Annotated in this window: 16 protein-coding genes; 9 read left to right on the top strand and 7 right to left on the bottom strand. The window is 69.2% G+C overall.

Features of this window, described 5'->3' with window-relative positions; all coding sequences use genetic code 11:
• The first annotated feature begins 2 nt into the window (after positions 1-2).
• The gene (locus ASC95_RS19615; RefSeq protein ID WP_057299375.1) at positions 3-278 is read left to right on the top strand and encodes a helix-hairpin-helix domain-containing protein; all 276 of its coding nucleotides are present in this window, start codon (positions 3-5) and stop codon (positions 276-278) included.
• Here ASC95_RS19615 and ASC95_RS19610 read toward each other — a convergent pair.
• Positions 252-1,550, bottom strand: a complete 1,299-nt coding sequence (locus tag ASC95_RS19610; RefSeq protein WP_082567934.1) for a patatin-like phospholipase family protein — start codon at positions 1,548-1,550, stop codon at positions 252-254. The two genes, ASC95_RS19615 and ASC95_RS19610, sit on opposite strands and share 27 nt — an antisense overlap.
• A gap of 28 nt (positions 1,551-1,578) precedes the next feature.
• Positions 1,579-5,136: a DNA polymerase III subunit alpha gene (gene dnaE / locus ASC95_RS19605; protein WP_057299374.1), complete on the bottom strand. Its 3,558-nt coding sequence runs from the start codon at positions 5,134-5,136 to the stop codon at positions 1,579-1,581.
• 43 nt (positions 5,137-5,179) lie between these two features.
• On the opposite strand from dnaE, the gene ASC95_RS19600 reads away from it, so the two are divergent.
• Positions 5,180-6,121: a peptidylprolyl isomerase gene (locus tag ASC95_RS19600; protein ID WP_057299373.1), complete on the top strand. Its 942-nt coding sequence runs from the start codon at positions 5,180-5,182 to the stop codon at positions 6,119-6,121.
• A 150-nt stretch (positions 6,122-6,271) separates the two neighbouring features.
• Here the strand turns inward: ASC95_RS19600 and ASC95_RS19595 are convergent, their stop codons facing one another.
• The 5 genes from ASC95_RS19595 to ASC95_RS19575 form a co-directional block, all read right to left on the bottom strand.
• A complete protein-coding gene (locus ASC95_RS19595) occupies positions 6,272-8,143 on the bottom strand; it encodes a ferrous iron transporter B (protein ID WP_057299372.1) in 1,872 nt (623 codons plus the stop codon).
• Positions 8,136-8,399, bottom strand: a complete 264-nt coding sequence (locus ASC95_RS19590) for a FeoA family protein (RefSeq protein ID WP_082567933.1) — start codon at positions 8,397-8,399, stop codon at positions 8,136-8,138. The genes ASC95_RS19595 and ASC95_RS19590 overlap by 8 nt, the downstream gene beginning before the upstream one ends.
• A gap of 112 nt (positions 8,400-8,511) precedes the next feature.
• Complete coding sequence (locus ASC95_RS19585) at positions 8,512-12,282, bottom strand: response regulator (RefSeq protein ID WP_057299371.1); 3,771 nt, start codon at positions 12,280-12,282, stop codon at positions 8,512-8,514.
• Entirely contained in the window at positions 12,279-13,511 is a 1,233-nt protein-coding gene (locus ASC95_RS19580) for an urea ABC transporter substrate-binding protein (protein WP_162250810.1), read from the bottom strand. Before ASC95_RS19580 ends, ASC95_RS19585 begins: the two co-directional genes overlap by 4 nt.
• Positions 13,512-13,522: 11 nt before the next feature.
• On the bottom strand, positions 13,523-14,689 hold the full coding sequence (locus tag ASC95_RS19575) for a hybrid sensor histidine kinase/response regulator (protein WP_057299369.1): 1,167 nt from the start codon (positions 14,687-14,689) through the stop codon (positions 13,523-13,525).
• Positions 14,690-14,828: 139 nt separating this feature from the next.
• On the opposite strand from ASC95_RS19575, the gene ASC95_RS19570 reads away from it, so the two are divergent.
• The 7 genes from ASC95_RS19570 to ASC95_RS19540 all read left to right on the top strand — a co-directional run bounded on the left by ASC95_RS19570 (position 14,829) and on the right by ASC95_RS19540 (position 23,672).
• Complete coding sequence (locus ASC95_RS19570) at positions 14,829-17,147, top strand: hybrid sensor histidine kinase/response regulator (protein WP_057299368.1); 2,319 nt, start codon at positions 14,829-14,831, stop codon at positions 17,145-17,147.
• Positions 17,144-19,174 (top strand): ATP-binding protein, encoded by a 2,031-nt coding sequence (locus ASC95_RS19565; RefSeq protein ID WP_057299367.1) that lies wholly within the window; start codon positions 17,144-17,146, stop codon positions 19,172-19,174. The genes ASC95_RS19570 and ASC95_RS19565 overlap by 4 nt, the downstream gene beginning before the upstream one ends.
• Positions 19,171-20,280 (top strand): HD-GYP domain-containing protein, encoded by a 1,110-nt coding sequence (locus ASC95_RS19560; RefSeq protein ID WP_200960170.1) that lies wholly within the window; start codon positions 19,171-19,173, stop codon positions 20,278-20,280. Before ASC95_RS19565 ends, ASC95_RS19560 begins: the two co-directional genes overlap by 4 nt.
• 95 nt (positions 20,281-20,375) lie before the next feature.
• Entirely contained in the window at positions 20,376-21,116 is a 741-nt protein-coding gene (locus tag ASC95_RS19555) for a sulfurtransferase (protein WP_057299365.1), read from the top strand.
• Positions 21,113-22,069: an alpha/beta fold hydrolase gene (locus tag ASC95_RS19550; RefSeq protein WP_057299364.1), complete on the top strand. Its 957-nt coding sequence runs from the start codon at positions 21,113-21,115 to the stop codon at positions 22,067-22,069. Before ASC95_RS19555 ends, ASC95_RS19550 begins: the two co-directional genes overlap by 4 nt.
• A gap of 20 nt (positions 22,070-22,089) precedes the next feature.
• Entirely contained in the window at positions 22,090-22,887 is a 798-nt protein-coding gene (locus tag ASC95_RS19545; protein ID WP_057299363.1) for an ABC transporter substrate-binding protein, read from the top strand.
• The gene (locus tag ASC95_RS19540) at positions 22,887-23,672 is read left to right on the top strand and encodes a transporter substrate-binding domain-containing protein (RefSeq protein ID WP_057299362.1); all 786 of its coding nucleotides are present in this window, start codon (positions 22,887-22,889) and stop codon (positions 23,670-23,672) included. Before ASC95_RS19545 ends, ASC95_RS19540 begins: the two co-directional genes overlap by 1 nt.
• Positions 23,673-23,679 lie beyond the last annotated feature (7 nt).

The raw sequence follows: 23,679 nt of genomic DNA, 5'->3' as shown, positions 1-23,679 counted from the left end.
CGATGAAGCGGCGGGCCCTGCTGCTGTGGGCGGCACTCCCGGCCCTGGCTCAGGGTGAGGTCGAGGCCAACACCGCGACCCGCGCCGAACTCGAATCCCTGCCTGGCCTGGGCCCGGCCCTGGTGCAGCGCCTGCTGGCCGCGCGGCCGTTCAAGGACTGGGCCGACCTGATGCGCCGTGTGCCAGGCATCAAGGCGGGAACCGCCCGCAAGCTTTCCAGCGCCGGCCTGCGCGTGGCCGGCCAGGCCTTCTCAACAGCCGGCAGCGAACCCAGCTGAGCGACTCTTGCGCAGCAGCGCCGGGTCGATCTGCGGCGCCCGCGCCGGCCAGCCAAAGAAGCGCTGCACCTCGGCGCGCTTGGCCAGGGTGTCGCTCATGCCCAGGTTGATCAGCTCGTTGACGAAGCTCGGCTCGAACAGCAGATAGCTGACCAGGGCCGAGCCGCTGGTCGTCTTGCCCTTGCCGCTGACGCCGAAGGCCCGCAGCATGGCGCGCACCGACGGGGGCAGGCTGGCCTGGTGCTCGCCGGCGAGGTCGTCCAGGCGCCGGCTTGGCGCGATGACGAGCAGCTCGATGGGCCGCAGCGCCGTGGCCGCCCGCGTCTCGCGTGACAACAGGGCCAGCGTGCGGTTGATGCGGCGCAGCCGCTCGACGTCCACCGCCAGCGCGTCCAGGAAGATGTTGGACAGCGCATGGCCGGCGATCTGCGCCATGCTGGGGTGGGCATCGGTCGCGGTGACGCGGCGCCCCTCGGGCTCCTTCATTCGGCCTGCGCCAATGACGAGGACGCGCTCGGCACCCAGGTGCACGGCCGGCGAGATGGGTGCGCTCTGGCGCATCGAGCCGTCGCCAAACCACTCGGCCACGCCCTCCAGCTCCAGCAGCTCGGCCGGAAAGATGAAGGGGATGGCCGAGGAAGCCATCAAGTGGCTCAGGCTCAGCTTCGTCTGCACGGCCATGCGCTGCTCGCGCAGCCACGGCACGACGTGGTGATGGGTCTGGAAGAAGGTGACGTGCTGGCCCGAGGTGTAGCTGGACCCGGTCAGCGCCAGCGCGCGCAGATGGCCGCCGTCCAGCATGGTCTCGATGCGCGGCATGTCGAGATAGCGCGCCAGCAGCTCGCGCAGCGGTGCGTTGTTCAGCAGGCTGCGTGGGCGGCTGCGCGTCCAGCGCGCAATGGCCCAGCCCAGGCTCAGCATGCTGAGCCAGCGTGCGCCACTCCTCACCGCCTCGAAGGCGTCGGCCCGGTAGATGCTCTCGACGTGCAGGCCCTGCCAGAGGTGCAGCAGGCCGTCGACCGCGGCGTCGAAGTCGTCCGCATGACAGGCCAGCGTCGACGCGTTGATGGCGCCGGCCGAGGTGCCGCTGATGACCGGAAAGGGGTTCTGCTGCGTCGCGCCGGCATCGCGGCGCAACTGGGCGATGGCTGCCAGCACGCCCACCTGGTAAGCCGCACGTGCGCCGCCGCCGGTCAGGATCAACCCCGTGACCGGCGGCGTACGGTTGAGCCCCATCGACTGGGATGCGGGCTTGGGCACGGCTTGCAGCATCGGCGGGAATCATCGCCGATGCCGGGGCTCATCCAGCTTCGTAAATGACCTCAGCCGCCGTGCCCAATTTGGCTAAAGCCTCGTCCGCGGGCCAGAAGCGGCTCGCCTCGCCCAGTTCCACCAGCCAGCGGGCACCGACGCCCCCACCGTCGGGCTCGGCCTTGACCGATACCCGCACTGGCAGGCCAAGCTTGCGCGTGCCGCCCTCCTCCATCACGACCTCGCGCGGCGGGAAGCGCTCCACCAGCTCCTTGATCAGCCCGGCCGCACCCGCATTGCCGAGCAGCAGGTGCTTGCCAAACTTGGCGCGCGCCGCGGACAGGCTCCACACCGCCTGCACATTCATGCGCAGGCCGCCCGAGAAGCGGTCGTTCTGCACCTTGCCCTGGGCAATGATGAGTTCGTCCTCGGCCAGCAGCTCCTTGTTGGCGTTCAGCAGCTCCTCGTTGGCCACGGCCTCGATGGCGTCGCTCTTGTCGTCGATCTTGAAGATGGCGACGCGGCCGCGCTGGCCGTTGATGACGCGCATGTCGCTGACGATGCCGGCCACCAGCGTCGGCTCGCGGCTGTCCACCAGGTCGGCGATCTGGCGCTTGACGATGCGCCGCACCTCGGCGCCGCCGTGGTCGAACAGATGGCCCGACAGGTAGAAGCCGATGGCGGTCTTCTCCAGCGACAACCGTTCCTTGATGTTCCAAACGGGCGCGTCGACGAGATCGGGCTCGACATGCGAGGCCGCATGCGAATCGCCGAAGTCGAACAGGCCGCCCTGGTCGGCATTGGCCTCCTGCGTCTCGGCATGCGTGTAGCCGCGGCCGACGCTGGCCAGCAGTTTCGAGCGCTCGGGGTTGATGCTGTCGAAGGCGCCGGCCTTGATCAGCGCCTCCACGGCACGCTTGTTGACGGCTTTGCGGTCCACGCGCAGGCAGAAGTCGTAGAAGCTCAGGAATGGCCCGCCGGCCTCGCGCGCCGCGACGATGGCCTCGATGGCGCCACGGCCCGTGCCCTTGACGGCGCCCAGGCCGTAGTTCACGAGGCGGTTGGTGATGGGTTCGAAGCGGTACTGCCCCTTGTTCACGCAGGGCGACTGGAACTCGATGCCGAAGATCTTGGCGTCATTGAGCAACACCTTGAGCTTGTCGGTGTCGTCCATTTCGATGGTCATGTTCGCGGCGTAGAACTCGGCCGTGTAGTGCGTCTTGAGCCAGGCCGTGTGGTAGCTCAGCAGCGCATAGGCGGCGGCATGCGACTTGTTGAAGCCATAGCCCGCGAACTTTTCCATCAAGTCGAAGACTTCATCCGCCTTGGCCTGGTCGATGCCCTTTTCCGCCGCCCCCTTGCGGAAGATCTCGCGGTGCATGGCCATTTCCTCGGCCTTCTTCTTGCCCATCGCGCGGCGCAGCATGTCGGCGCCACCGAGGCTGTAGCCACCCAGCACCTGGGCGGCCTGCATGACCTGCTCCTGGTAGACGAAGACGCCATAGGTCTCCTCCAGCACCTGGCCCAGCAGTGGATGCGGGTATTCGATGGTCTCCTTGCCGTGCTTGCGCGCCACGAACGACGGGATCAGGTCCATCGGGCCCGGGCGGTACAGCGACACCAGCGCGATCAGGTCCTCGAAGCGCGACGGCTTGGCGTCCTTCAGCAGGCGCTGCATGCCGGGCGATTCAAATTGGAACACGCTCTCGGAGTAGCCCTTGCCGAAGAGGTCGAACACCTTCTTGTCGACCAGCGGCACGTCGGCCCAGTCGAAATCCTTGCGGTCCGGATAGCGGGCGACGATGAAGTCCTTGGCCAGCTCCAGGATGGTCAGCGTGGCCAGGCCCAGGAAGTCGAACTTCACGAGGCCGATGGCCTCGACGTCGTCCTTGTCGAACTGGCTGACGGCCGAGGTTGAGCCGGGCTGCTGGTACTGCGGGCAGAAGTCGGTGATCTTGCCCGGCGCGATCAGCACGCCACCGGCATGCATGCCGATGTTGCGCACCATGCCTTCGACGCGGGCGGCGAGCTTGAGCAGCTCGGCCACTTCCTCGTCGCTCCTCTCGCGCTCCTCCAGCTCCGGCGCCTCGTGGCGGGCGTAGATGACCTTGGCCTTGTCGGGGTCGAAGTTGGGCGGCAGCTTGGCCAGCGTCACCGTCTTGCCGGGTGGCGCGGGAATGAGCTTGGCGATGCTGTCCACATGGCCGAAGCCCATGCCCAGCACGCGGCCGATGTCGCGCAGCGCGGCCTTGGCGGCCATGGTGCCGAACGTCGCGATCTGGCTGACTGCCGGCCGGCCGTATTTGTCCTTGACGTAGTCGATGACGCGGTCGCGGTTGCCCTGGCAGAAGTCGATGTCGAAGTCGGGCATCGAGACCCGCTCGGGGTTCAGGAAGCGCTCGAACAGCAGGTTGTATTTGAGCGGGTCCAGGTCCGTGATCAGCAGCGCATAGGCCACCAGCGAGCCGGCGCCCGAGCCCCGCCCCGGGCCGACCGGGCAGCCGTTGGCCTTGGCCCAGCGGATGAAGTCCGAGACGATGAGGAAGTAGCCCGGGAAGCCCATCTTGATGATGGTGTTCAGCTCGAACTCCAGGCGCTCGACGTAGCGCGGGCGCTCCTTCTCACGCTCGGCCTCGTCAGGGAAGAGATGCTTGAGCCGCCCCACCAGACCCTCGTGGCTCAGCTCGCGGAAGTATTGCTCCATCGGCATCGGCGTGCCGTCGTCCAGCAGCGGCGTCGGGAAATTGGGCAGCTGCGGCTTGCCCAGCACCAGCGTCAGCGAGCAGCGGCGTGCGATCTCGGTGGTGTTCTGGATGGCGCTCGGGATGTCCTTGAACAGCTGGCGCATCTGCGCCTGGGTCTTGAAGTACTGGCTGGGCAGGAAGCGCTTGATGCGCTTGGGGTTGGCGAGAGTCTCTCCTTCGGCCACGCAGACGCGCGCCTCATGGGCCTCGAAGTCGTCCTCACCCAGGAACTGGATCGGGTGGGTCGCCACCACGGGCAGGCCCAGCTCGGCCGCCAGCGGCACGCTGGCCTGCACCAGCGCCTCCTGGCCGGGCAGCCCGGCGCGCTGCAGCTCGATGTAGAAGCGCCCCGGGAAGACCTCGGACAGCCGCTGCGCCCACTCCTTCGCCCGCACCTTGTCGCCCTGCATCAGCGCCTGGCCCAGGCCGCCATGCTGGGCGCCGGACAGGCAGATCAGGCCCGCGCCCAGTTCGGTCAGCCACTCCCACTTCAGGCAGGCCTGGTTGCGCTGGACGTTGTCGATCCAGGCGCGCGACAGCAGTTCGCTGAGGTTGAGATAACCCTGGCTGTTCTGCACCAGCAGCAGCAGGCGCGTCGGCGGCTTGTCGGTGGCGTCGGTCTCCAGCCAGCAGTCGGCGCCGAGGATGGGCTGCACGCCCTTCTTGCGCATCGCCGTGTAGAACTTGATGCCGCCGAACAGGTTGGCCAGGTCGGTGATGGCCGCCGCCACCTGGCCATCCGCCGCGGCTGCGTCGGCGGCATCGTCGGTGCGCAGGGTGCCGTCCACCACCGAATACTCGGTGTGCATGCGCAGGTGGACGAAGGGCAGGTCTTGCAGGTCGTGAACAGCGGTCTCGGGCATCGCGCCATTGTAGGAAGCCGCTCCGCCGTTAAGCTGCGCGCCCATGAAACACATCGCGCTCGCGCTGGCCACCGCCGGCCTGCTGTCCACCGCCCTTGCGGCACCCTCCAAGGCTGCCAAGCCCACGGTCAAGGCGGCTGCAAAGAAGACCGCCCAGCAGATCCTGGCCGGCTCGCCGGCCAGCGACTGGCGCGGGCTCGATCCCGAGAACACGCTGCTGATGGAGCTGGCGTCGGGTCAAGTCATCATCGAACTGGCCCCGCGATTTGCGCCCGCGCATGCCGCCAACATCCGCGCCCTGGCCCGCGGCGGCTATTGGGATGGCCTGGCCATCCTGCGCGTGCAGGACAACTTCGTCACCCAGTGGGGCGACCCTGATGGCGAGGACGCCAGCAAGGCGAAGCCCTTGCCGGCCGGGGCACAGGCCAAGCTGCCCGCCGAGTTCTCCGTGCCGCTGGACAAGGTCGGCAAGGAAGCCGCCTTCGCCAGGCTGCCCGACGTGGAAGGCTGGGCGCCACGCACCGGCTTTGCCGATGGCTTCCCGGTCGCCGCTGATCCCAAGGCCGGCAGGGCCTGGTTGGCCCACTGCTACGGCATGGTCGGCGCCGGGCGCAGCGACGCGGTCGACTCGAGCAACGGCACCGAGCTCTACGCCGTCATCGGCCAGGCGCCGCGCGGGCTGGATCTCAACATCACCGTGGTGGGCCGCGTGCTCAAGGGCATGGAGCTGCTGTCCGGCCTGCCCCGCGGCGGCGCGGCCATGGGCTTCTATGACAAGCCTGAGCAGCGCACGGGCATCCAGCGCATCCGCCTGCTGGCCGAGGTGCCGGCCGTCGAACGGCCGGCGCTGCAGGTGTTGCGCACCGAGTCCACCACCTGGACCCAACTGCTCGATGCCAGGCGCTTTCGCAGTGGCTGGTTCGTGCACAGCCCCGGCTATATCGACATCTGCAGCGCGTCGGTGCCGACGCGCCCCACTCCCTGAAGCCCCTCGTCCGGTCTCGCCCCGCTGAACGCGGGCGCGCCCAGCCGGTCCCCCGCGGGGACGGCGATGCTTGCGGCATTGAGCCACAAGCAAACGCCCAAGCGGGCCGGCTCGGGAACGGCCCAGCGCTCGGCCCGGAATACGCTGACGTCAAGCGCCGAAGTAAAGCGCGACGCGGTAGGTGATGAACGAGGCCAGATAGGCCAGCCCGAACAGATAGGCCGTCATGATCAGCGGCATCTTGTAGCCGCCAGTCTCGCGCTTCACGGCCGCCAGCGTCGCGATGCATTGCGGCGCGAACACATACCAGGCCAGCAGCGACAGCGCCGTCGCCAGGCTCCAGCTCTGCTGGATCAACGGTGACAGCGCCTGGGCAGCATCGTCACCCGTGGCGGACAGCGCGTAGACCGTGCCCAGCGCGCTGATAGCCACCTCGCGAGCCGCCAGGCCCGGCACCAGGGCCAGGCTGATCTGCCAGTTGAAGCCGATGGGCGCGAAGACCTTGGCCAGGCCGGCGCCCAGCCAACCGGCGACGCTGTACTGGATGGGTGCGCCCGTCGCGCCTTCCGGCGGGCCGGGGAAGCTGGACAGCAACCACAGCGCGATGGTCAGCACGAGGATGATGCCGCCGACGCGCTTGATGAAGATCATGGCGCGCTGCCACAGGCCGATGGCGATGGAGCGCGGATGCGGCCAGTGGTAGCTCGGCAGCTCCATCATCAGCGGCCGCACCAGGCGGCCCGTGCTAGTGAAGCGCTTGAGCACCCAGGCCACGGCCAGCGCGCCGAGGATGCCAGCGAAGTAGAGGCCGAACAGCACCAGGCCCTGCAGCTCGAAACCGGCCACCTCGCGGTGAGGCACAAAGGCGCCGATCAGGAGGGCATAGACCGGCAGGCGCGCCGAGCAGGTCATCAGCGGCGCGATCATGATGGTCACCAGGCGGTCGCGCGGGTTGGAGATGGAGCGCGTAGCCATGATGCCGGGGATGGCGCAGGCAAAGCTGGACAGCAGCGGGATGAAGCTGCGCCCCGACAGGCCGACGCTGCCCATCAACCGGTCCAGCAGCAAGGCTGCACGTGGCAGATAGCCCGACTCCTCCAGCAACAGGATGAAGAAGAACAGGATCAGGATCTGCGGCAGGAAGGCCAGCACACCGCCGGCACCGGCGATGACGCCGTCGACGATGAGGCTGCGCAGCCAGCCATCGGGCAACCACAGGCCGACCTGGGTACCCACCCAGGCCATGCCGCTCTCGATCAGGTCCTTGGGCGGCTCGGCCCACGAGAAGACGGCCTGGAAGAGCAGGAAGAGCAGCACCGCGAGGATGATGGAGCCGGCCACCGGATGCAGCAGCACGCGGTCGACGCGGTCGCTCGGCAGGGTGGGCAGCTCATGGTCGAGGTGGAGCTCGCGCAGCAGCGTGCGCACAGTGACATGGTCGTCGACCTGTTGCTCGCCCGCGATGGCAAGGGGCGCGGCCACCCAGACCTCGGGCTTGTCGAGCAGCGCGCGCAGCTCGTCCAGGCCTTCCTTGCGGATGGCGACGGTACGTACGACGGGCACGCCAAGCTGGGCGGCCAGGGCTGCCGGGTCGATCTTGAGGCCCCGCAGGGCGGCCAGGTCGGCCATGTTCAGCGCCACGACGACGGGCAGGCCCATGCGGCGCACAGCCAGCAGCAGGCGCAGGTTGCGGCGCAGATTGGTGGCGTCCAGCACGCAGACGACGAGGTCGGGCCGCTTTTCGCCCTTGGCACGACCGGCCAGCACATCGCAGGTGACGCGCTCGTCCGGCGAGCGCGGGTGCAGGCTGTAGGTGCCCGGCAGGTCCAGCAGGCGCAGCGCCTTGCCGGCCACGGTGACGAGGCGGCCTTCCTTGCGCTCGACGGTGACGCCGGCGTAGTTGGCGACCTTCTGGTGGCTGCCGGTCAGGCCATTGAACAGGGCGGTCTTGCCGCAGTTGGGGTTGCCGACCAGCGCGACGAGCTTGCCGCCGCGATGGACGTGAACAACGGATTCAGTCATGGCCGCGCGGCGTCACGGCGATGCATTCGGCCTCGGCATGGCGCAGCGCAAACGTCGATTGCCCGATGCGCACGACCAGGTTGCCCGTGCGCTGGGCGCCGCGGCGCAGCACATGCACGGCTTCGCCCGGCAAAAAGCCCAGATCGGCCAGCCAGCCCGCCCATTCCGGCGAATGCCCGGGCGCGCTGACCTGATGGACAGTCAGCGCCAGCCCGGCAGGGGCGGCGGCGAGGCTGGAGAACAGCGGCTCGGACATGGGCGGGCTCGGCGGACGAGTTGGTTTGATGAGAATGATTCTCATTGTACGCAAGCCCACGGCGCCCGCACACCGGGAATGGGTTTTGCCCGTCGGGTGGCCCAACCGGCGCTCAGCGGGGATTGAGGCGGTCCAGCAACTGGTCGCAGGCTTTCAGGGCCTTGCCGAAGTCCAGCTTCGCCACGGCCGTGGAAAGCTGGGCAAGCTCGGTGCCGAAGGCGTCGGCGTGCTGCGTGGACAGCTCTTCGCAGACTGCGACCGAGCGCATATTGCGTTCGACCAGCAACTGGCGCAGCCGGCGCAGTGCTTCCAGCGGCTCGCTCACGATGGCGGGAGCGGTGGGCGGCGGCGGGCCGGGCACGACAGCGGCGGACAGCACGGCGAGGCTGGCGTCGAGCAGCCCCTGCAAGCCGACCAGATCGACCGCGCTGGCGCTGCCACCCTCGCGCAATGCCAGCTCCTGGCGGCCGGCCGATACGGCCAGCGCGGTGGCGCCGACGGCGCCGGCCAAGCCGCGCAGGGTATGCAGCACGCGCGTCGCGTCGGCCAGGGCTTGTTGTTGCAGATGGCACCTGAGCGTGTCCATCTCCGCGGGCGCGTCCTGGGCGAAGGACTTGGCGAGTCGCTCGTACAAGGCGGCCCGACCGCCCAGGCGCTGCAGCGCTGCCTCGCGCTCCAGCAGCGGTGCCGACACCGGCGGCGGGGGCGGCGCCGGCCGCATGGGGATGGGGCCGACGTGGCGGCGCAGGCTGGCGACGAGCTGCTCCAGGTCCACGGGCTTGGCGACATGGTCGCGCATGCCGGCGGCCAGGCAGGCCTGGCGGTCCGATTCCATGGCGTTGGCCGTCATGGCGATGATGAGGCTGTCGGCCCGGTGCGCGAGGATGCGCCGCGTGGCCTCGAAGCCGTCGATGTCGGGCATCTGCAGGTCCATCAGGATGGCGTCGAAAACGGGCTCGGCCACCTTGGCCAGATGGGCCCCCTCGACGCCGCCGCCGGCCACTGTCACGACGGCGCCCTCGCCTTCCAGCAGCTCCTGGGCCACCTGCTGGTTGACGCTGTTGTCCTCCACCAGCAGCAGGCGCATGCCCTGCAGTCGGGGTTCGGCCGCGGCCCGCGGCAGCGGCGCCGGCTGCCCACGCGTGGCTTCAGCAACGGCGTCGTGCAGCATGGACGCCGTCACCGGCTTGACTAGATAGCCGCCCAGGCCCTGGATGTCCTGCTCACTGCGCTCGGCCAGCAGCTCGCGGCCATGGGCCGTGACCATGATGATGACGGGCGCATCGGACTCGTGGCTGGCGCGGATGCGCCGCGAGGTCTCCCAGCCGTCCAGCCCCGGCATGCGCCAGTCCATCAGGATCAGTTCGTAATGCGGCTCGCCGCGCTCGGCGGCCTCGTGCACCACGTCCAGCGCCTGCTCGCCACTGGCTGCCAGGTCGCAGTCCCAGCCCAGGCTGGCGCCGATGCCCTGCAGCACCTCGCGGGCCATCGGATTGTCGTCGACGATCAGCACCTTGAGGCCGCGCTGCGCCGTGTCGGGCTCACCGCGCTCGGCCGGCGCAGTCGCCATCAGCAGATCGAAATGGAAGCGGCTGCCCTCGCCGACGCGGCTGTCCACGCGCAGCTCGCCACCCATCAGCGCGACCAGCCGCCGGCTGATGGCCAGGCCCAGGCCGGTGCCACCGTAGCGGCGCGACGTCGACTGCTCGGCCTGGCTGAAGCCGGCAAAGATGTGATCGAGCTTGTCCGCCGCGATGCCGATGCCGGTGTCGCGAACCTCGAAGCGCAGCCGCGCCTGCCCACCCGTCTCGCCCAGCAACGACAGCCCCAGCACCACCTCGCCGCGCTCGGTGAACTTCAGCGCATTGCCGGCCAGGTTGAGCAGCACCTGGCGCAGCCGCGTCGAATCCCCCACCAGCGCCGACGGCAATCGCGGGTCGAGGCGGAACAGCACCTCGATGTCCTTGGAGCCGACGTTGGCCGACAGGATGACGGCCAGCTCGCGCATGAAGTCGCTGAGCTCGAAGCGGTGCGGGTCCAGCTCCATCTTGCCGGCCTCGACCTTGGAGAAATCCAGCACATCGTTGATGACGGCCAGCAGCGCCTGGGCCGCCGTGCGGGCCTTCGCCGCATAGTCGAGTTGGCGCGGCGACAGCTCGGTGCGCAGCAGCAGGTTGAGCATGCCCAGGGCCCCGCTCATCGGCGTGCGGATCTCGTGGCTCATGTTGGCCAGGAAATCGCTCTTGGCCTGGCTGGCCGCCTCGGCCGCAACCCGGGCACGTACCAAATCAACTTCGGCGCGGTGTCTCTCGGTCACGTCGACCAGCATCTGCACGACGTTGACGAGGCGGCCACGGCGATCGCGGATGGCGCTGGCGCTGCCGTCGACGAACAGCTCGCCGCCGCCGGGCAGCGCGAAGCCGCGTTCGAAGCGGACATGGTCCAGCCGCCCGGCCGCCAGGCGGGCCAGCTCGCCGCCAGGCAGGCGGCCGGGGCGGAAGTCCGGCAGATCGGCGAGCTTGGCGCCGCGCAGCGCCCCGGCCTCGCGGCACAGCATCGCCGTCAGCGCCTGATTGACGTCGAGGATGACACCCTGGGCGTCGCACAGCGCAATGCCGACCTGGGCGCGCTCGAAGACGCCGCGAAAGCGCTGCTCGCTCTCATTGAGCGCCCGCGTGCGTTGCTCGACGCGCGCCTCCAGCAGTTGGCGCTCGACGACGAGCTGTTCCGTCATTTGGTTGAAGCTGCGCGCCAGCTCGCGGAACTCGGCAAAGCCGCAGACCGGCGCACGCTCGTCCAGCTTGCCTCCGGCGATGCGGGCCACCGCACCGCTCAGCATCTGGACGGGCTCGACCAGGCGACGCCCCAGCAGCAGACCCAGGCCCAGGGCCAGCAGCAGGGACAGGCCGAGGGCGAGAGCCAAGCGGTCGCGCAGCGCACGCGCCGGCGCAAACGCCTCGGCCGCGTCGATGTTGACGGAGATGCCCCAGTCCAGCGCGGGCAGGTGGCGCCAGGACGCGACGATCTCGATACCGGCGTAGTCGCGCGTCAGGCCGCTGCCGCTTTCGCCGCGCAGGGCGCGCACGGCCGGCGGCGGCTCGGGCGAGGCCAGGTCCAGCGAGCCGGTCAGCGTCTGCAACGGCGGCCGCTTGAGGTCGTTCATGAAGACGGCCCGGTCGCCCTGGCGTTGCACCAGCACCGTCTCGCCCGTCAGCGCCAGCCCCGAGCGCTCGGTCGCGACCCGCAGCAGGCGGTCCAGGTCGAGCTGCAACACGACACTGCCGAGCACGCGGTCGCCATCAACCACCGGATGGACAAGGAAGAGCGTTGCGGGGCCCTCGCCGCGCAGGCGCTCGGCCGGCGTCAGCTGCGGGTCCAGCTGACCGATGGCGCGGCGGTGCGCGGCCAGCAGCTCGCTGCCTTCGTAATCACCGCCATCCAGCCGCGCCAGCTCGGGTGTCGAGCCAGCTGGTGCCTTCATCGCAAAGCTGATGCGGCCGTCGGGCTGGACCAGCAGCAGGTTGAGGTATTTGCCGCTGTCGTAGAGGCGTTCGAAAAAAGCCCGGCTGCCCGCACTGACGCGGGTGGCCACAGCGTCGCCGCGCTGCACCAGCAGTTCACGCGTGTCGCTGGCCTGGGCGACGAGGCGGCCATCGACCTCGACCTCGTTGAGGTATTCGTTGATCTCGTGGACCTTCTTGCGCGAGATCGCCACCAGGCCTTCGGTCACCGTCTCATGCAGACTGCTCTCGAAGCTGGAGAGCTGCCACAACCCGACCAGGCCCAGAGGCAGCATCGACAACAGTATCAGGCCCAGCAGCAGGGCGGGGCCGACGCGCCAGGCGCGGCGTGTCGCCTCCACGGCCGGCACGGCGGCGATCAAGGCGCGCCCTCGGTGCGTGGCAGCACGGCCATCCAGTGCTCTGCGGACCGGAACACCGGCCATGGCGCCGGCTTGATGTAGCGCGGCAGTGCGAACACCTCGGCGAGCTGGCCATCCGGCTTGACCTGGGCGATGCGCAGCTGGCGCCACAGATGCCGGCTCTGGCTGTCCACCGCCCCGAAGCCCTGGGGCACTGACACGCTCTGCTGCAGCACATTGGCATTGACCGCGTCCGTCTGCGCGCTGCCGACCCCGCGCACCGCGGCGGCCCACAGCTGCACGCCGACGTAGGCCGACACCGCCGGATCACTGGCCTGGATGCCCTCGCCCTGGCTGCGCCGCAGCCGCGCCAGAAAGGCCTCGTTGGCAGGCCCGGGTTGCGACTGCAGATAGCTCCAGGCCGTGAAATGGCGGTCGAGCCGGCCGCCGCCATAGGCCGTCATCTCCGGCTCGGCGGCACGCAGGGACATCAGCGGAAGGTCGGTCAGGCCGGCTGCCACCAGGGCATCGAAGAAGGCGCGACTGCTGCTGCCGCCAATGGTGCTGATGACGACGTCGGGCTGGACGCGTTGCAGGTCTGCCAGCATGCCGCCCATGTCGGTACCAGCCAGCGGTACATAGCGCTCGGCCAGCACTTGGCCGCCACTCAGCAAGATGAAGTCGCGCAGCATCGCGTTGACCCGCCGCGGGTAGAGGCCGTCGGTGCCAATGAGATAGACGCGCCGGCCGAAGCCATGCATGGCCCAGTCGGTGGCAGGCAGTGCATGCTGGTTGGGCGTGGGGCCGGTGTAGATGATGTGGGGCGACTGCTCCATGCCCTCGTAGGCCAGTGGATAGAACAGCAGATGGCGATGGATCTCGACGACCGGCCTGACGGCCTGGCGGCAGTTGGACGACCAGCAGCCGAACAGCGCCACCGCATGCTCGGCGCTGATGAGGCGCTCGGCGGCCGCAGCCGCGGTGCGCGGCTCGGAGCGCGTGTCCTCGATCCTGAGCTCGACGCGCCGGCCCAGCAGGCCGCCGCCGGCATTGATCTCCTCCACGGCCAGTTTGACGGTCGCCACCAGCGGCGCCTCGCTGGCCGCCATCGGGCCGCTGAGGGCGTGCAGCAGGCCGATGACGATAGGCCCGCGAGCCGCCTCGACCGACGGCCTTTGCACGAGGTAGAGCGCCAGCCCTAATGCCAGCATCAACAGGAGGCCGCCCAACAGCGCCAGTCGGGCGCGCATTCCGGCCAGCATCAACCCGCCGCGCGCCGCGCCTCGGGCGAAATCATCGGCAAGGTCAGCCTGACCGTCGTGCCCAGACCGGGCGTGGACTCGACCTGGATCTGCCCGCCCAGCGCAAAGGTGACAAGGTTGCGCACGATGTACAGGCCGGGCTCGCTGCGGTTGGGGCCGAAACGCGTCGAGAAGAAGGGATCGAAGACGCGCCCGAGCATGCCGGGCGGGATGCCGACGCCGTGGTCCTGCACGGTGACGATGAGCTGGTCGGTGCCCAGCGGCCGCACGCGCAGGTGGACCTCGCCACCGGCCTCGCGGTAGGCATGCTTGACCGCGTTCTGGATCAGTGTGGACAACACCTTGGCCAGGGCACCACGAAAGCTCAGCAGATGCAGGTCCTCGCTGGCGTCGAGCTCGCAGCGCACCTGGTGGGTGTCCAGCGCCGGCGCCAGGCCGGCGACCACCTCGTGCACCAGTTCCAGCAGCGAGAAGCTGCGGCGCTGGTCACCGAAGTTGTCGGCCGTGGATTGCAGGAAGGAGTCGACGACGGACAGGGTGCGCTGCAGGTTGGACAGCACCAGGCCCACGCTCTCCTCGCTGACGCGCAGATGCTTCTCAAGATCGCTGCGCCTGATACTGCCGCTGCCAGACAGGCCGCGCAGATGGGTCAGGTCATCCTGCAGCGTGCAGGCCGAGATCAGCGCGTTGCCCAGCGGCGAACTCAGCTCCTGGGCGATGCCCGAGATGGTTCGCCCGACCGAGGCCAGCTTGTCGCGCTGGAAAAGCTCGATCTGCGAACGCGCGAAGCTCTCGGACGCCAGCTTGAGCGCCAGCTGGGTGCGCACCCGCGCCTTCACGACGACGTCGACGAAGGGCTTGGGGATGTAGTCCACCGCACCATGGGCGAAGCCTTGGGCCTCGTCGTCGGCGCTGCCCTGCACGGTGACGAAGATGACAGGGACGCCGCGCGTGCGCGGATCGGCCTTCAGGCGGTCGCAGACCTCATAGCCGCTCATTTCGGGCATCAGCACGTCGAGCAGGATCAGGTCGGGCAGCTGCTGGGCACAGAAGGCCAGCGCCTCGGCGCCGCTGGTGGCCATGGAGACCTCGCATTCGTCCACCAGCAACTGATAGAGCGCATGGATGTTGCTCGGCTGGTCGTCGACTACGAGGATGAGCGGCATGGCGGGTCAGAATAACCGCTGCACCTCCCCGACAACCGCAGGCATGCCCGGGGCTTTCCCCAGGGCGTGGCTGTAGATTCCGTCGCACATTCGGGTCATCCGCGACCACCATAATCGGCAAGTTCCCACGCGACCGCCCATGCCCCAGCGCACGATCACGCTCGGCCTACTCTGGCTTGCCATGGCGGCGCTGCTGGCGCTTCTGGCCCTGCTTTGGAGCCTGCGCGGCGCAGGCGGCGCGGCGGTCGACGCCGCGCTCGTGATCAATGCCCTGCTGCTGCCGCTGCCCCTGCTGTGCGTGCTGGTGCTGCGGCGCGGTGTCGATGCGGCCGAATCCCACCGGTCGGCCACCGAAGCCAAGACGCGCTTCCTGGCCCAGCTCAGCCACGAGATCCGCACGCCCATGAATGCCGTCATGGGCATGACGCAACTGGCGCTGCAGACCCAGCTCACGCCCGAGCAGCGTGAGCTGCTGACCAAGGCCGATGCCGCCTCGCGCATGCTGCTCAGCCTCGTCAACGACGTGCTGGACGTGGCCAAGATCGAGGCCGGCCAGATGGCAATCGAGTCACTGCCGATGCGGCTGGAGGACGTCGTCGGCCAGGCCATGGGGCTGGTCAGGCCGGTGCATGCCAACCCCGCTGTCGCACTCATCTGCGACTGGGCCGACGCCAGCCTGCTCGGCCCGCACGGCCAGCTCCGCGGCGACGCACTGCGGCTGCAGCAGGTGCTGGTCAACCTGCTGGCCAACGCCATCAAGTTCACGCCGGCCGGTCAGGTGCAGCTGCGCCTGGCAGCCGCACCTATCGACGATCAGGGCCGCGTGCCGCTGTGCATCACCGTGCAGGACAGCGGCATCGGCATGAGCATGGCGCAGCTCGACGGCCTGTTCCGTGAATTCCGGCAGGGCGACGCGTCCATGCAGCGGAGCCATGGCGGCACCGGGCTGGGCCTGGCCATCACGCGCCGCCTCGTCGAGCTGATGGGCGGCGTGCTCGACGTGCACAGCACGCCAGGCCGGGGCAGCAGCTTCGAGATCCGCCTGCCGCTGCCGCTGGACGTGGGCGCCGCGACGCCCGCGCCGCTCAAGCCGCAACGCCTGCTGCTCGCCAAGGCCCACCCCGAGGGTCGCGAGGCAACGCTGGCCCTGCTGCGCCACCTCGGCTTCGGCGCTGGCCTGGCCGCCAGCACCGATGCCGCCGGTACACGGGCCGCGCTCGTCGAGGCCCAACAGGCCAGCAAGCCCTTCGAGTGGCTGCTGCTCGACTGGCAGTTGCCCGGCCCGGGCGCAACTGGTGCCGAGTTGCTGGCTCAGTTGCGCCGCGATCACCCGGCACTGCGCATCGCCGTGCTCTGCCCGCCAGGCATCGATGACGGCCCGGCCCAGGCGCGCAGCTTCGGCGCCCGCGCGCTCTGCCCCAAGCCGCTGCTGCCCGGGGAATTGCGCCGCTTGCTCGGCGACGCCCCGGCCGACCGGCCCGTTGGCCTGGATGCCCAATCGCTGGCCGGGCTGCGCGTGCTGCTGGTCGAGGACCATCTCGTCAACCAGGAGATCGCGCTGCGCCTGCTGAGCAGCCGCGGCGCCCAGGTCGACGTCGCGGCCAACGGCCAGGAAGGCCTGAACCGCCTGCTGGCGCGCGGCCCAGCCGCCTACGACCTCGTGCTGATGGACCTGCAGATGCCCGTGCTCGATGGCCTGAGCGCGACGCGCAAACTGCGCGAGCTGCCCGAGTTCGACGCCCTGCCCGTGCTGGCCATGACAGCGCACGCACTCGCCGAGGAGCGCGCCCAATGCACGGCCGCCGGCATGCAGGGCCATATCGCCAAGCCGCTGGATGTGGCCCGGCTGGTACGCGAACTGCAGCGCTACCGTCCTGCTGCCAAGCCCGCAGCGCCGTTGCCGCAGCGCCCGGCACTGGACCTGCAGACCGGGTTGCGCCAGTTCGATGGCCAGTCGGCCCTGTACCGCCGCACCCTGCAGGGTTTTGCCGACCAATACACCGCCGGGCTGGCCGGTTGGTCCGACTGGCTGGCGGCTGGCAACTGGGTTGAACTGCGCCGCGCCGCCCACACGTTGCAGGGTCTGGCCGCGACGCTGGGCGCCCAGCCCCTGCACGAAGCCGCGCTCGCGCTGGAGCGCAGCGCCGCTGCTGCCGACGCCGACAGCGCCGGCCGACATCTCGGCCACGTCGAACCTGCCCTGGCGCTGCTGCAGGCCGAGATCCAAGCCGCCCTGGCACGCAGCTGGGAGGGTGCGGCAGCCCCGCGCCCGAGCGGCCCGGGTGACGTGGCTGAGCTGCACCAGTTGCTGGCACAGAGCGACAGCCGCGCGCTGGACTGGTGGCAGGCCCACGGCGCCCACACCGGCCTGGCGCCTGACGTGCGCCAGCGCCTGGAGCAGGCCCTGGCCGCACTCGACTTCGACGCCGCGGTCCTCGCGCTGAAGGGCCAGGCTTGAGGGCCCCGGTCATCGTCATCCTCGGCCCGGTCGGCACCCGTTGGCTCTTCAAGGTCATCGTCGCCTCCGCGCTGTTCGCCTGGGCGAGCGAAGCGGCCATGGGTGTCATCGAGCCCAGCGACCGCATCTCCTACCCGCTGATCGCGACCGCCTTCTCAGCGCTCGCCCTGCTCGTCTGGCGGCGGCCACAGCAGCTGCGCCTGTGGCAGCGCATCGGCGTCACGCTGCTGGCCCTGTACTTCTCCTTGACCATGCTGGTGTTCACGCTGCGGCCCGACCCTGGACCGAGCCTCTACACCCTCGGCAGCTTTGCGCCCTGGGCGATGGGCGGCAGCTTGCTGCTGTTTACGACCTGGCGTGCCCGGGAGGCGCTGCGAATCTCGCTGAGCCTCCTCGTCGTCATGCTGGCGCCGCCCACGCTGCTGCGCTTCTCCGGCACGCCACCGCAATGGCTGATGCAAGGCTGGCCGCTGATCGCCAACCTTGGGCTGTGCCAGACCATGTTCTGCGTCGCGCTGTGGGGCCTGTCGCGCCAACTCGGGCGCCTGACCCAACTCGCGCCCGCTGCCAGGGGCCTGGGCACGGCCGAAGACCTCATCGAAGCCCGTCTCGTCGAACTGGAGCGTTCGCGCGCCGCAGCCGAAGCGGCCTCGCGGGCCAAATCCGACTTCCTGGCCAATATCGGCCACGAGATCCGCACGCCCATGAACACCGTGCTCGGCCTGACGCGGCTGATGCTGGCTGGGCGGCTGCCGGGTGAGCAACGCGGCCGGTTGCAGCAGGTGGCGAGCGCCGGCGAGTCCCTCGTGAAGCTCATCGACGGCCTGCTGGACTACGCCGACCTCGACGCCGGCCGCATGCAGCTCGCCGCCGAGCCACTGCACTTCGAGCAGCTGCTGGCCAGTGCTTTCGAGGCCGTGCGGCCGGCGGCCCAGGCCAAGCAGCTGGAACTGGTCTGCGACATCGCCTCGCCCGAGCTGCTGGGCACTGCGGGCGCGCGCCGCGGCGACGTGGTGCGCCTCACCCAGCTCGTCACCGAGCTGCTCGTCAACGCCGTCAAGTTCACGCCGACCGGTCAGGTCAAGCTCAGCGCCGGGCTGGACGCGGCGGGCGGTTGGGTTCTGCGCGTGCGTGATACCGGCCTGGGCATGGCGCCGGATCAACTGGCGCGCCTGTTCACGCCCTTCGCCCAGGCCGAGGCCGGCGCGACACGCCGCTTTGGCGGCACGGGCCTGGGCCTGGCGATCTGCCGCGCGCTGGCCGAGCGCATGGGCGGAACCCTCTGGGCAAGCAGCGCCGCGGGCCGTGGCAGCGAGTTCGAGCTCAGCCTGCCGCCGGCGCCCTGCCCTGAGCTGGCCCCACCGCCTGCCCCGCCACCGCAGCGCGTGCTGCTGGTTCAGGCTGCCCACAGCGGTGGCCACGAGACGTTGATCGCATTGCTGAAGGCGCTGGCACCGACCAGCCGCGTCGACCTGCTGGCCCAGGGTCGCCAGGCCCTGTCCCGCCTGGTTACCGTACCAGCCAACCAACCCTATGACCTGTTGATCGTCGACTGGGTGCTGCCCGACATGGAGGGCAGCGAGCTGTTGGCCAGCCTGCGCGACAGCGGCCCATCGCGCGCCCGCCGCACCGTGCTGCTGAGCGCCTTCGACACGCCGGTGCTGCGCGAGCGCGCGCTGCGCCTGGGCGCCGAGGCCCTGTGCAGCAAGCCGCTGCTGCCGCACATGCTGCGCCGCCTGCTGGACCTGGACCGCCCTTTGCCCGTCGACCTGCACCTGCCCCCGCCCAAAGTCCCGGACCGGGCAACTCCCGGCGGCGACCCGACCACGCTGATCAATGAGCTCGCCACCCTGCTCGGCGAGGCCGACAGCAATGCGCTGACGTTCTGGGAGCAGCATGAATCCGCCTTCATCGAGATGTTGCCGGCAGCGCGGGCCAAGGCCCTGGCAGGCGCCATGCAACGCTTCGATTTCGACCAGGCCCAGGCCGCGTTGCGCGGTGAGCCCCAGGACGCGAGCCCGCCATGACAATGATGCTGCCCGAGATCACCGGCATGCCACAGGCCACCGTGCTGGTCGTCGACGACACGCCGGCCAACCTGACGCTGCTGGCCCAGGTGCTGAAGCCCCACTACCGCGTGCAGCTGGCCGTCAGCGGCGCGAAGGCGCTGGAAATCTGCCGCCGCCAGCCACCCGACCTGATCGTGCTCGACGTGATGATGCCGGAGCTGGATGGCTACGAGGTCTGCCGCCAGCTCAAGGCCGACCCGGCCACGCGCCGCGTGCCGGTCATCTTCCTGACCGCGCTGACCCGGCCCGAGGACGAGAGCGCCGGCTTCCAGGTCGGCGGCGCCGACTTCATCCACAAGCCCTTCAACCCCGCCACCGTGCTGGCCCGCGTGCGCACCCATCTGCAGCTCAAGCTGGCCGAGGACCAGCTGCTGCGCCACAACGAGCTGCTGAGCGGCGAGCTGGGCGCGCGCCGGCGTGAGGTCGAACGGCTGCGCGATACCACCCTCTTCGTCATGGTCGGCCTGGCGGAGTTCCGCGACGCCGATACCGGCAACCACATCCAGCGCACCCAGGAATATGTGCGTACGCTGGCGCAGTGGATCTCAGCCCAGCCCGACGGGCCGCTGGACCTCACGCCCGAAGCCATCGACGAGCTCGCCAAGGCCGCGCCGCTGCACGACATCGGCAAGGTTGCCATCCCTGACGCCATCCTGCTCAAGCCCGGCAAGCTGTCGCCGGACGAATGGCAGGTCATGATGACCCATGCCGAGCATGGCGCCGACCTGCTGCAGCGCGCCATCGACCGCCTCGGCGACGACGCCGGCCCGATGCTGACCTTCGGCAAGCAGATCGCCCGCCACCACCACGAGAAATGGGACGGTAGCGGCTACCCCGACGGCCTGACCGGCGAGGCCATCCCGTTATCGGCCCGGCTGATGGCCGTTGCCGACGTCTATGACGCCCTGATCAGCGTGCGGCCCTACAAGCGGGCCATGAGCCACGACGAGGCGCTGGCCTTCATCCGCGGCGGCAGCGGCAGCCATTTCGATCCGCGCGTCGTCGAAGCGCTGAACGCATGCCTCGACGAGGTGCGCGGCATTGCGTCCCGCTGGGCCGACTGAGGACAGGCGGCCCAACTGCTTGCGCCGACTCGCCTCAGTCAGGGCACTGGCTCTGCGAGTGCGCGCCCTGCAGGGGGACTGATAATCCCGGGCCCATGCAGTCCGGCCCCATCCTCAACATCTCCAGCTACCTCTTCGTCTCGCTGACCGACACGGCGGCGCTGCGCGACCTCCTAGAAGCCCGTGCGCAAGCCCTGGACCTCAAAGGCACGGTGCTGATCGCCGAGGAGGGCATCAATCTCTTCCTGGCCGGCCCGGCCGAAGCCGTGAACACCTGGGTGGCCGAGCTGCGCGCCGACCCACGCTTCGCGACACTGACACCCAAGGAGAGCTGGAGCGAGGTGCAGCCCTTCCAGCGCCTGAAGGTCAAGGTCAAGCCTGAGATCATCCGCATGAACCACCCGACCATCCGCCCTGACCAGGCGCCACGCGCGCCGGCCTTGGCGCCGGCCGTGCTGGCCCGCTGGCTGGACCAGGGCCATGACGACGCCGGCCGCGAGATCGTCATGCTGGACACGCGCAATGGCTTCGAGGTCGACCAGGGTGCCTTCGACGGCGCCATCGACTGGCGGCTGAACAAGTTCAGCGACTTCCCCGAAGCCCTGGCCGCCCACCGCGACGAACTGGCTGGCAAGACGGTCGTCAGCTACTGCACCGGCGGCATTCGCTGCGAGAAGGCGGCGATGGTCCTGCATGAACACGGCCTGACGGCCTGGCAGCTCGACGGCGGCATCCTGAAATACTTCGAGGACACCGGTGGCAAGCATTACCACGGCAACTGCTTCGTCTTTGACGATCGCAGGGGTGTCAACGCCGACCTGAGCCCATCGTCATGAAGGGCCGATTGGGCGACTTTGCGCTGAAGGCCTTCGGCATCCTGTTGATGCTGGCGGCATTGGGATTTGCCGTAACCAAGGCGCCCGACCGATCGCTGGAAAGCCTGGTGCCGCGCTGGGCACCGCCGCCGTCGGACTTCGTCGACCTCGACGGCCTGCTGGTGCACTACCGCGATCAAGGGCCGAGCAGTGACCCGCTGCCCATCGTCCTCATCCATGGCACCGGCGCCAGCCTGCACACCTGGGAAGGCTGGGCTGAAGAACTGAAGTCCACCCGGCGCGTCATCAGCTTCGACCTGCCAGGCTTCGGGCTGACCGGCCCCAACGCGGAAAACGACTACAGCGATGCGCGCTACGTCGCCTTCGTGCGCCAGTTGCTGGCGCGCCTGGGCGTGGGTCGGGTCATCCTCGGCGGCAACTCCCTGGGCGGCGAAATCGCCTGGCAGGTGGCCTTGGCCGACCCGAACAGCGTCGCCGGCCTCATCCTCGTCGATGCCGCCGGCTTCGACTTCGTGCCGGAGTCCATGCCGCTGGGCTTTCGCATCGCCCGCATTCCCGTGCTGCGAGAGCCGATGCGCTGGATGCTGCCGCGCCGCTCCATTGAGGACAGCGTGCTGGATGTCTACGGTGACCCCAGCCGCGTCACCGCCGCCCTGGTGGACCGTTACTACGAACTGACGTTGCGCGAAGGCAACCGTGTCGCCTTGATGCGGCGCATGGATCAGCTTGCTCCCGGCCCCTTCCAACGCCTGCCCGAGATCAAGGTCCCTACCCTCATCCTCTGGGGCGAGCGCGACCGGCTGATCCCGCTGCGCTGGGGCCGCGAGTTCGCAAAAGCCATCCCGAACAACAAATTGGTGGTTTTCCCGAAGCTGGGCCATGTGCCTCAGGAGGAAGACCCGGCTGCTACCCTTGCGGCCTTGCGCGACTGGCTACCTCAAGTCCAACCCTGATCCCCACGAAGGACCCCCTCATGAAGACCCGCCTTCTTGCCCTGGCCTTGCTGGCCGCCAGCAGCCTGGTCGGCATCCAAGCCCAGGCCCAGGCCCCCGAATGGAAGAAGCTGCGCATCGGCGTCGAAGGCGCCTACCCGCCCTTCTCCGAGATCGGCCCGGACGGCAAGCTCAAGGGCTTCGAGATCGAGCTCGTGCAGGCCTATTGCGCTGAAATGAAGGCCCAGTGCACCCTGGTGCAGCAGGACTTCGACGGCCTCATCCCGGCCCTGCAATCGCGCAAGGTGGACGCCATCTTCGCCAGCGTCTCCATCACAGAGGAGCGCCAAAAGGCGATAGCCTTTTCCAAGCCCTACTACAACACCCCGGCCCGCCTCATCGCCAAGGCGGGTGTGAAGCTGGACCCCACAGCCGCGGGGCTGAAGGGCAAGAAGATCGGCGTGCAGCGCGGCACGACCCATGAGACCTACGCCGCTGCCACCTTCAAGCAGAGCGAGATCGTGCGCTACGGCAGCCAGGACCAGGTCTTCCTGGACCTGAAGAGCGGCCGCATCGATGCGACGCTGATGGATTCCCCCGCCGGCGACTTCGGCTTCCTGAAAAAGCCCGAGGGCAAGGGCTTCGCCTTCTCGGGCCCGGCCATCATCGATGACAAGGTCTTCGGCGTCGGCACCGGTGTGGGCATGCGCAAGGCCGACGAGGCCACGCTGGGCAAGAAGTTCAACGCCGCCATCGACGCCGTGCAGGCCAACGGCACCTTCAAGAAGCTCGCCGACAAATACTTCGACTACGACATCGCGCCGCGCACCAAGCAGTGATGCGCCGCCGCTCCGCCCTGGCCCTGCCCGTTGCGCTGGCCCTCGCCGGTACGGCCCGGGCCCAGGCGCCGCAGCGCCTGCGCATCGGTTTCGCCGTGGGCTACGCCCCTTTCAGCGAGATCGGCACCGACGGCCAGCTCAAGGGCTTCGAGATCGACGTGGCCCAGGCCCTGTGTGCACGCCTGGGCCAGCAGTGCGCCCCGGTCATCCTGGAATTCGACGGCCTGATCCCGGCGCTGCAGTCGCGCAAGATCGACGCCATCATGGCCTCGATGTCCATCACGCCAGAGCGCCAGCAGGTCGTTGCCTTCTCGTCGCCTTACTACTACTCGCCGGCCCGCCTGGTCATGCGCGGCGACCCACGCGCCGACGTCAGCCCGGCTGGGCTGAAAGGCAAGCGCATCGGCGTGGAGCGCGGCACCATCCATGAACGCTTCCTGGCCGAACAATTCAAGGGCATCCAGCTGATGCGCTACGCCACCCAAGACCAGGCTTTCCTGGATCTGAAGTCTGGCCGCCTGGACGCCACGCTGGTGGACGCCGCCATCGCGCAGTTCGGCTTCCTCAACCATGCCGACGGCCGCGGCTTCGGCTTTGTCGGGCCCGACTTCGCCAAGGACCAGCGCTACTACGGCAAGGGCATTGGCGTGGGCCTGCGCAAGACCGATGTGGCGACGCTGGGCCAGCGCATCGACGAGGCCCTGGCTGCGTTGCGTGGCAACGGCACGCTGAAGACGCTCAACGACCGCTACTTCAGCTTCGACCTCATCACCCCTCCACGCTGAGCGCGGC

The sequence above is a fragment of the Pelomonas sp. Root1217 genome (genome assembly GCF_001425705.1).
Taxonomy (GTDB): Bacteria; Pseudomonadota; Gammaproteobacteria; order Burkholderiales; family Burkholderiaceae_C; genus Pelomonas.
Note: the sequence above shows the minus strand (reverse complement) of the source record. Positions and strands in the feature narration are given on the sequence as shown.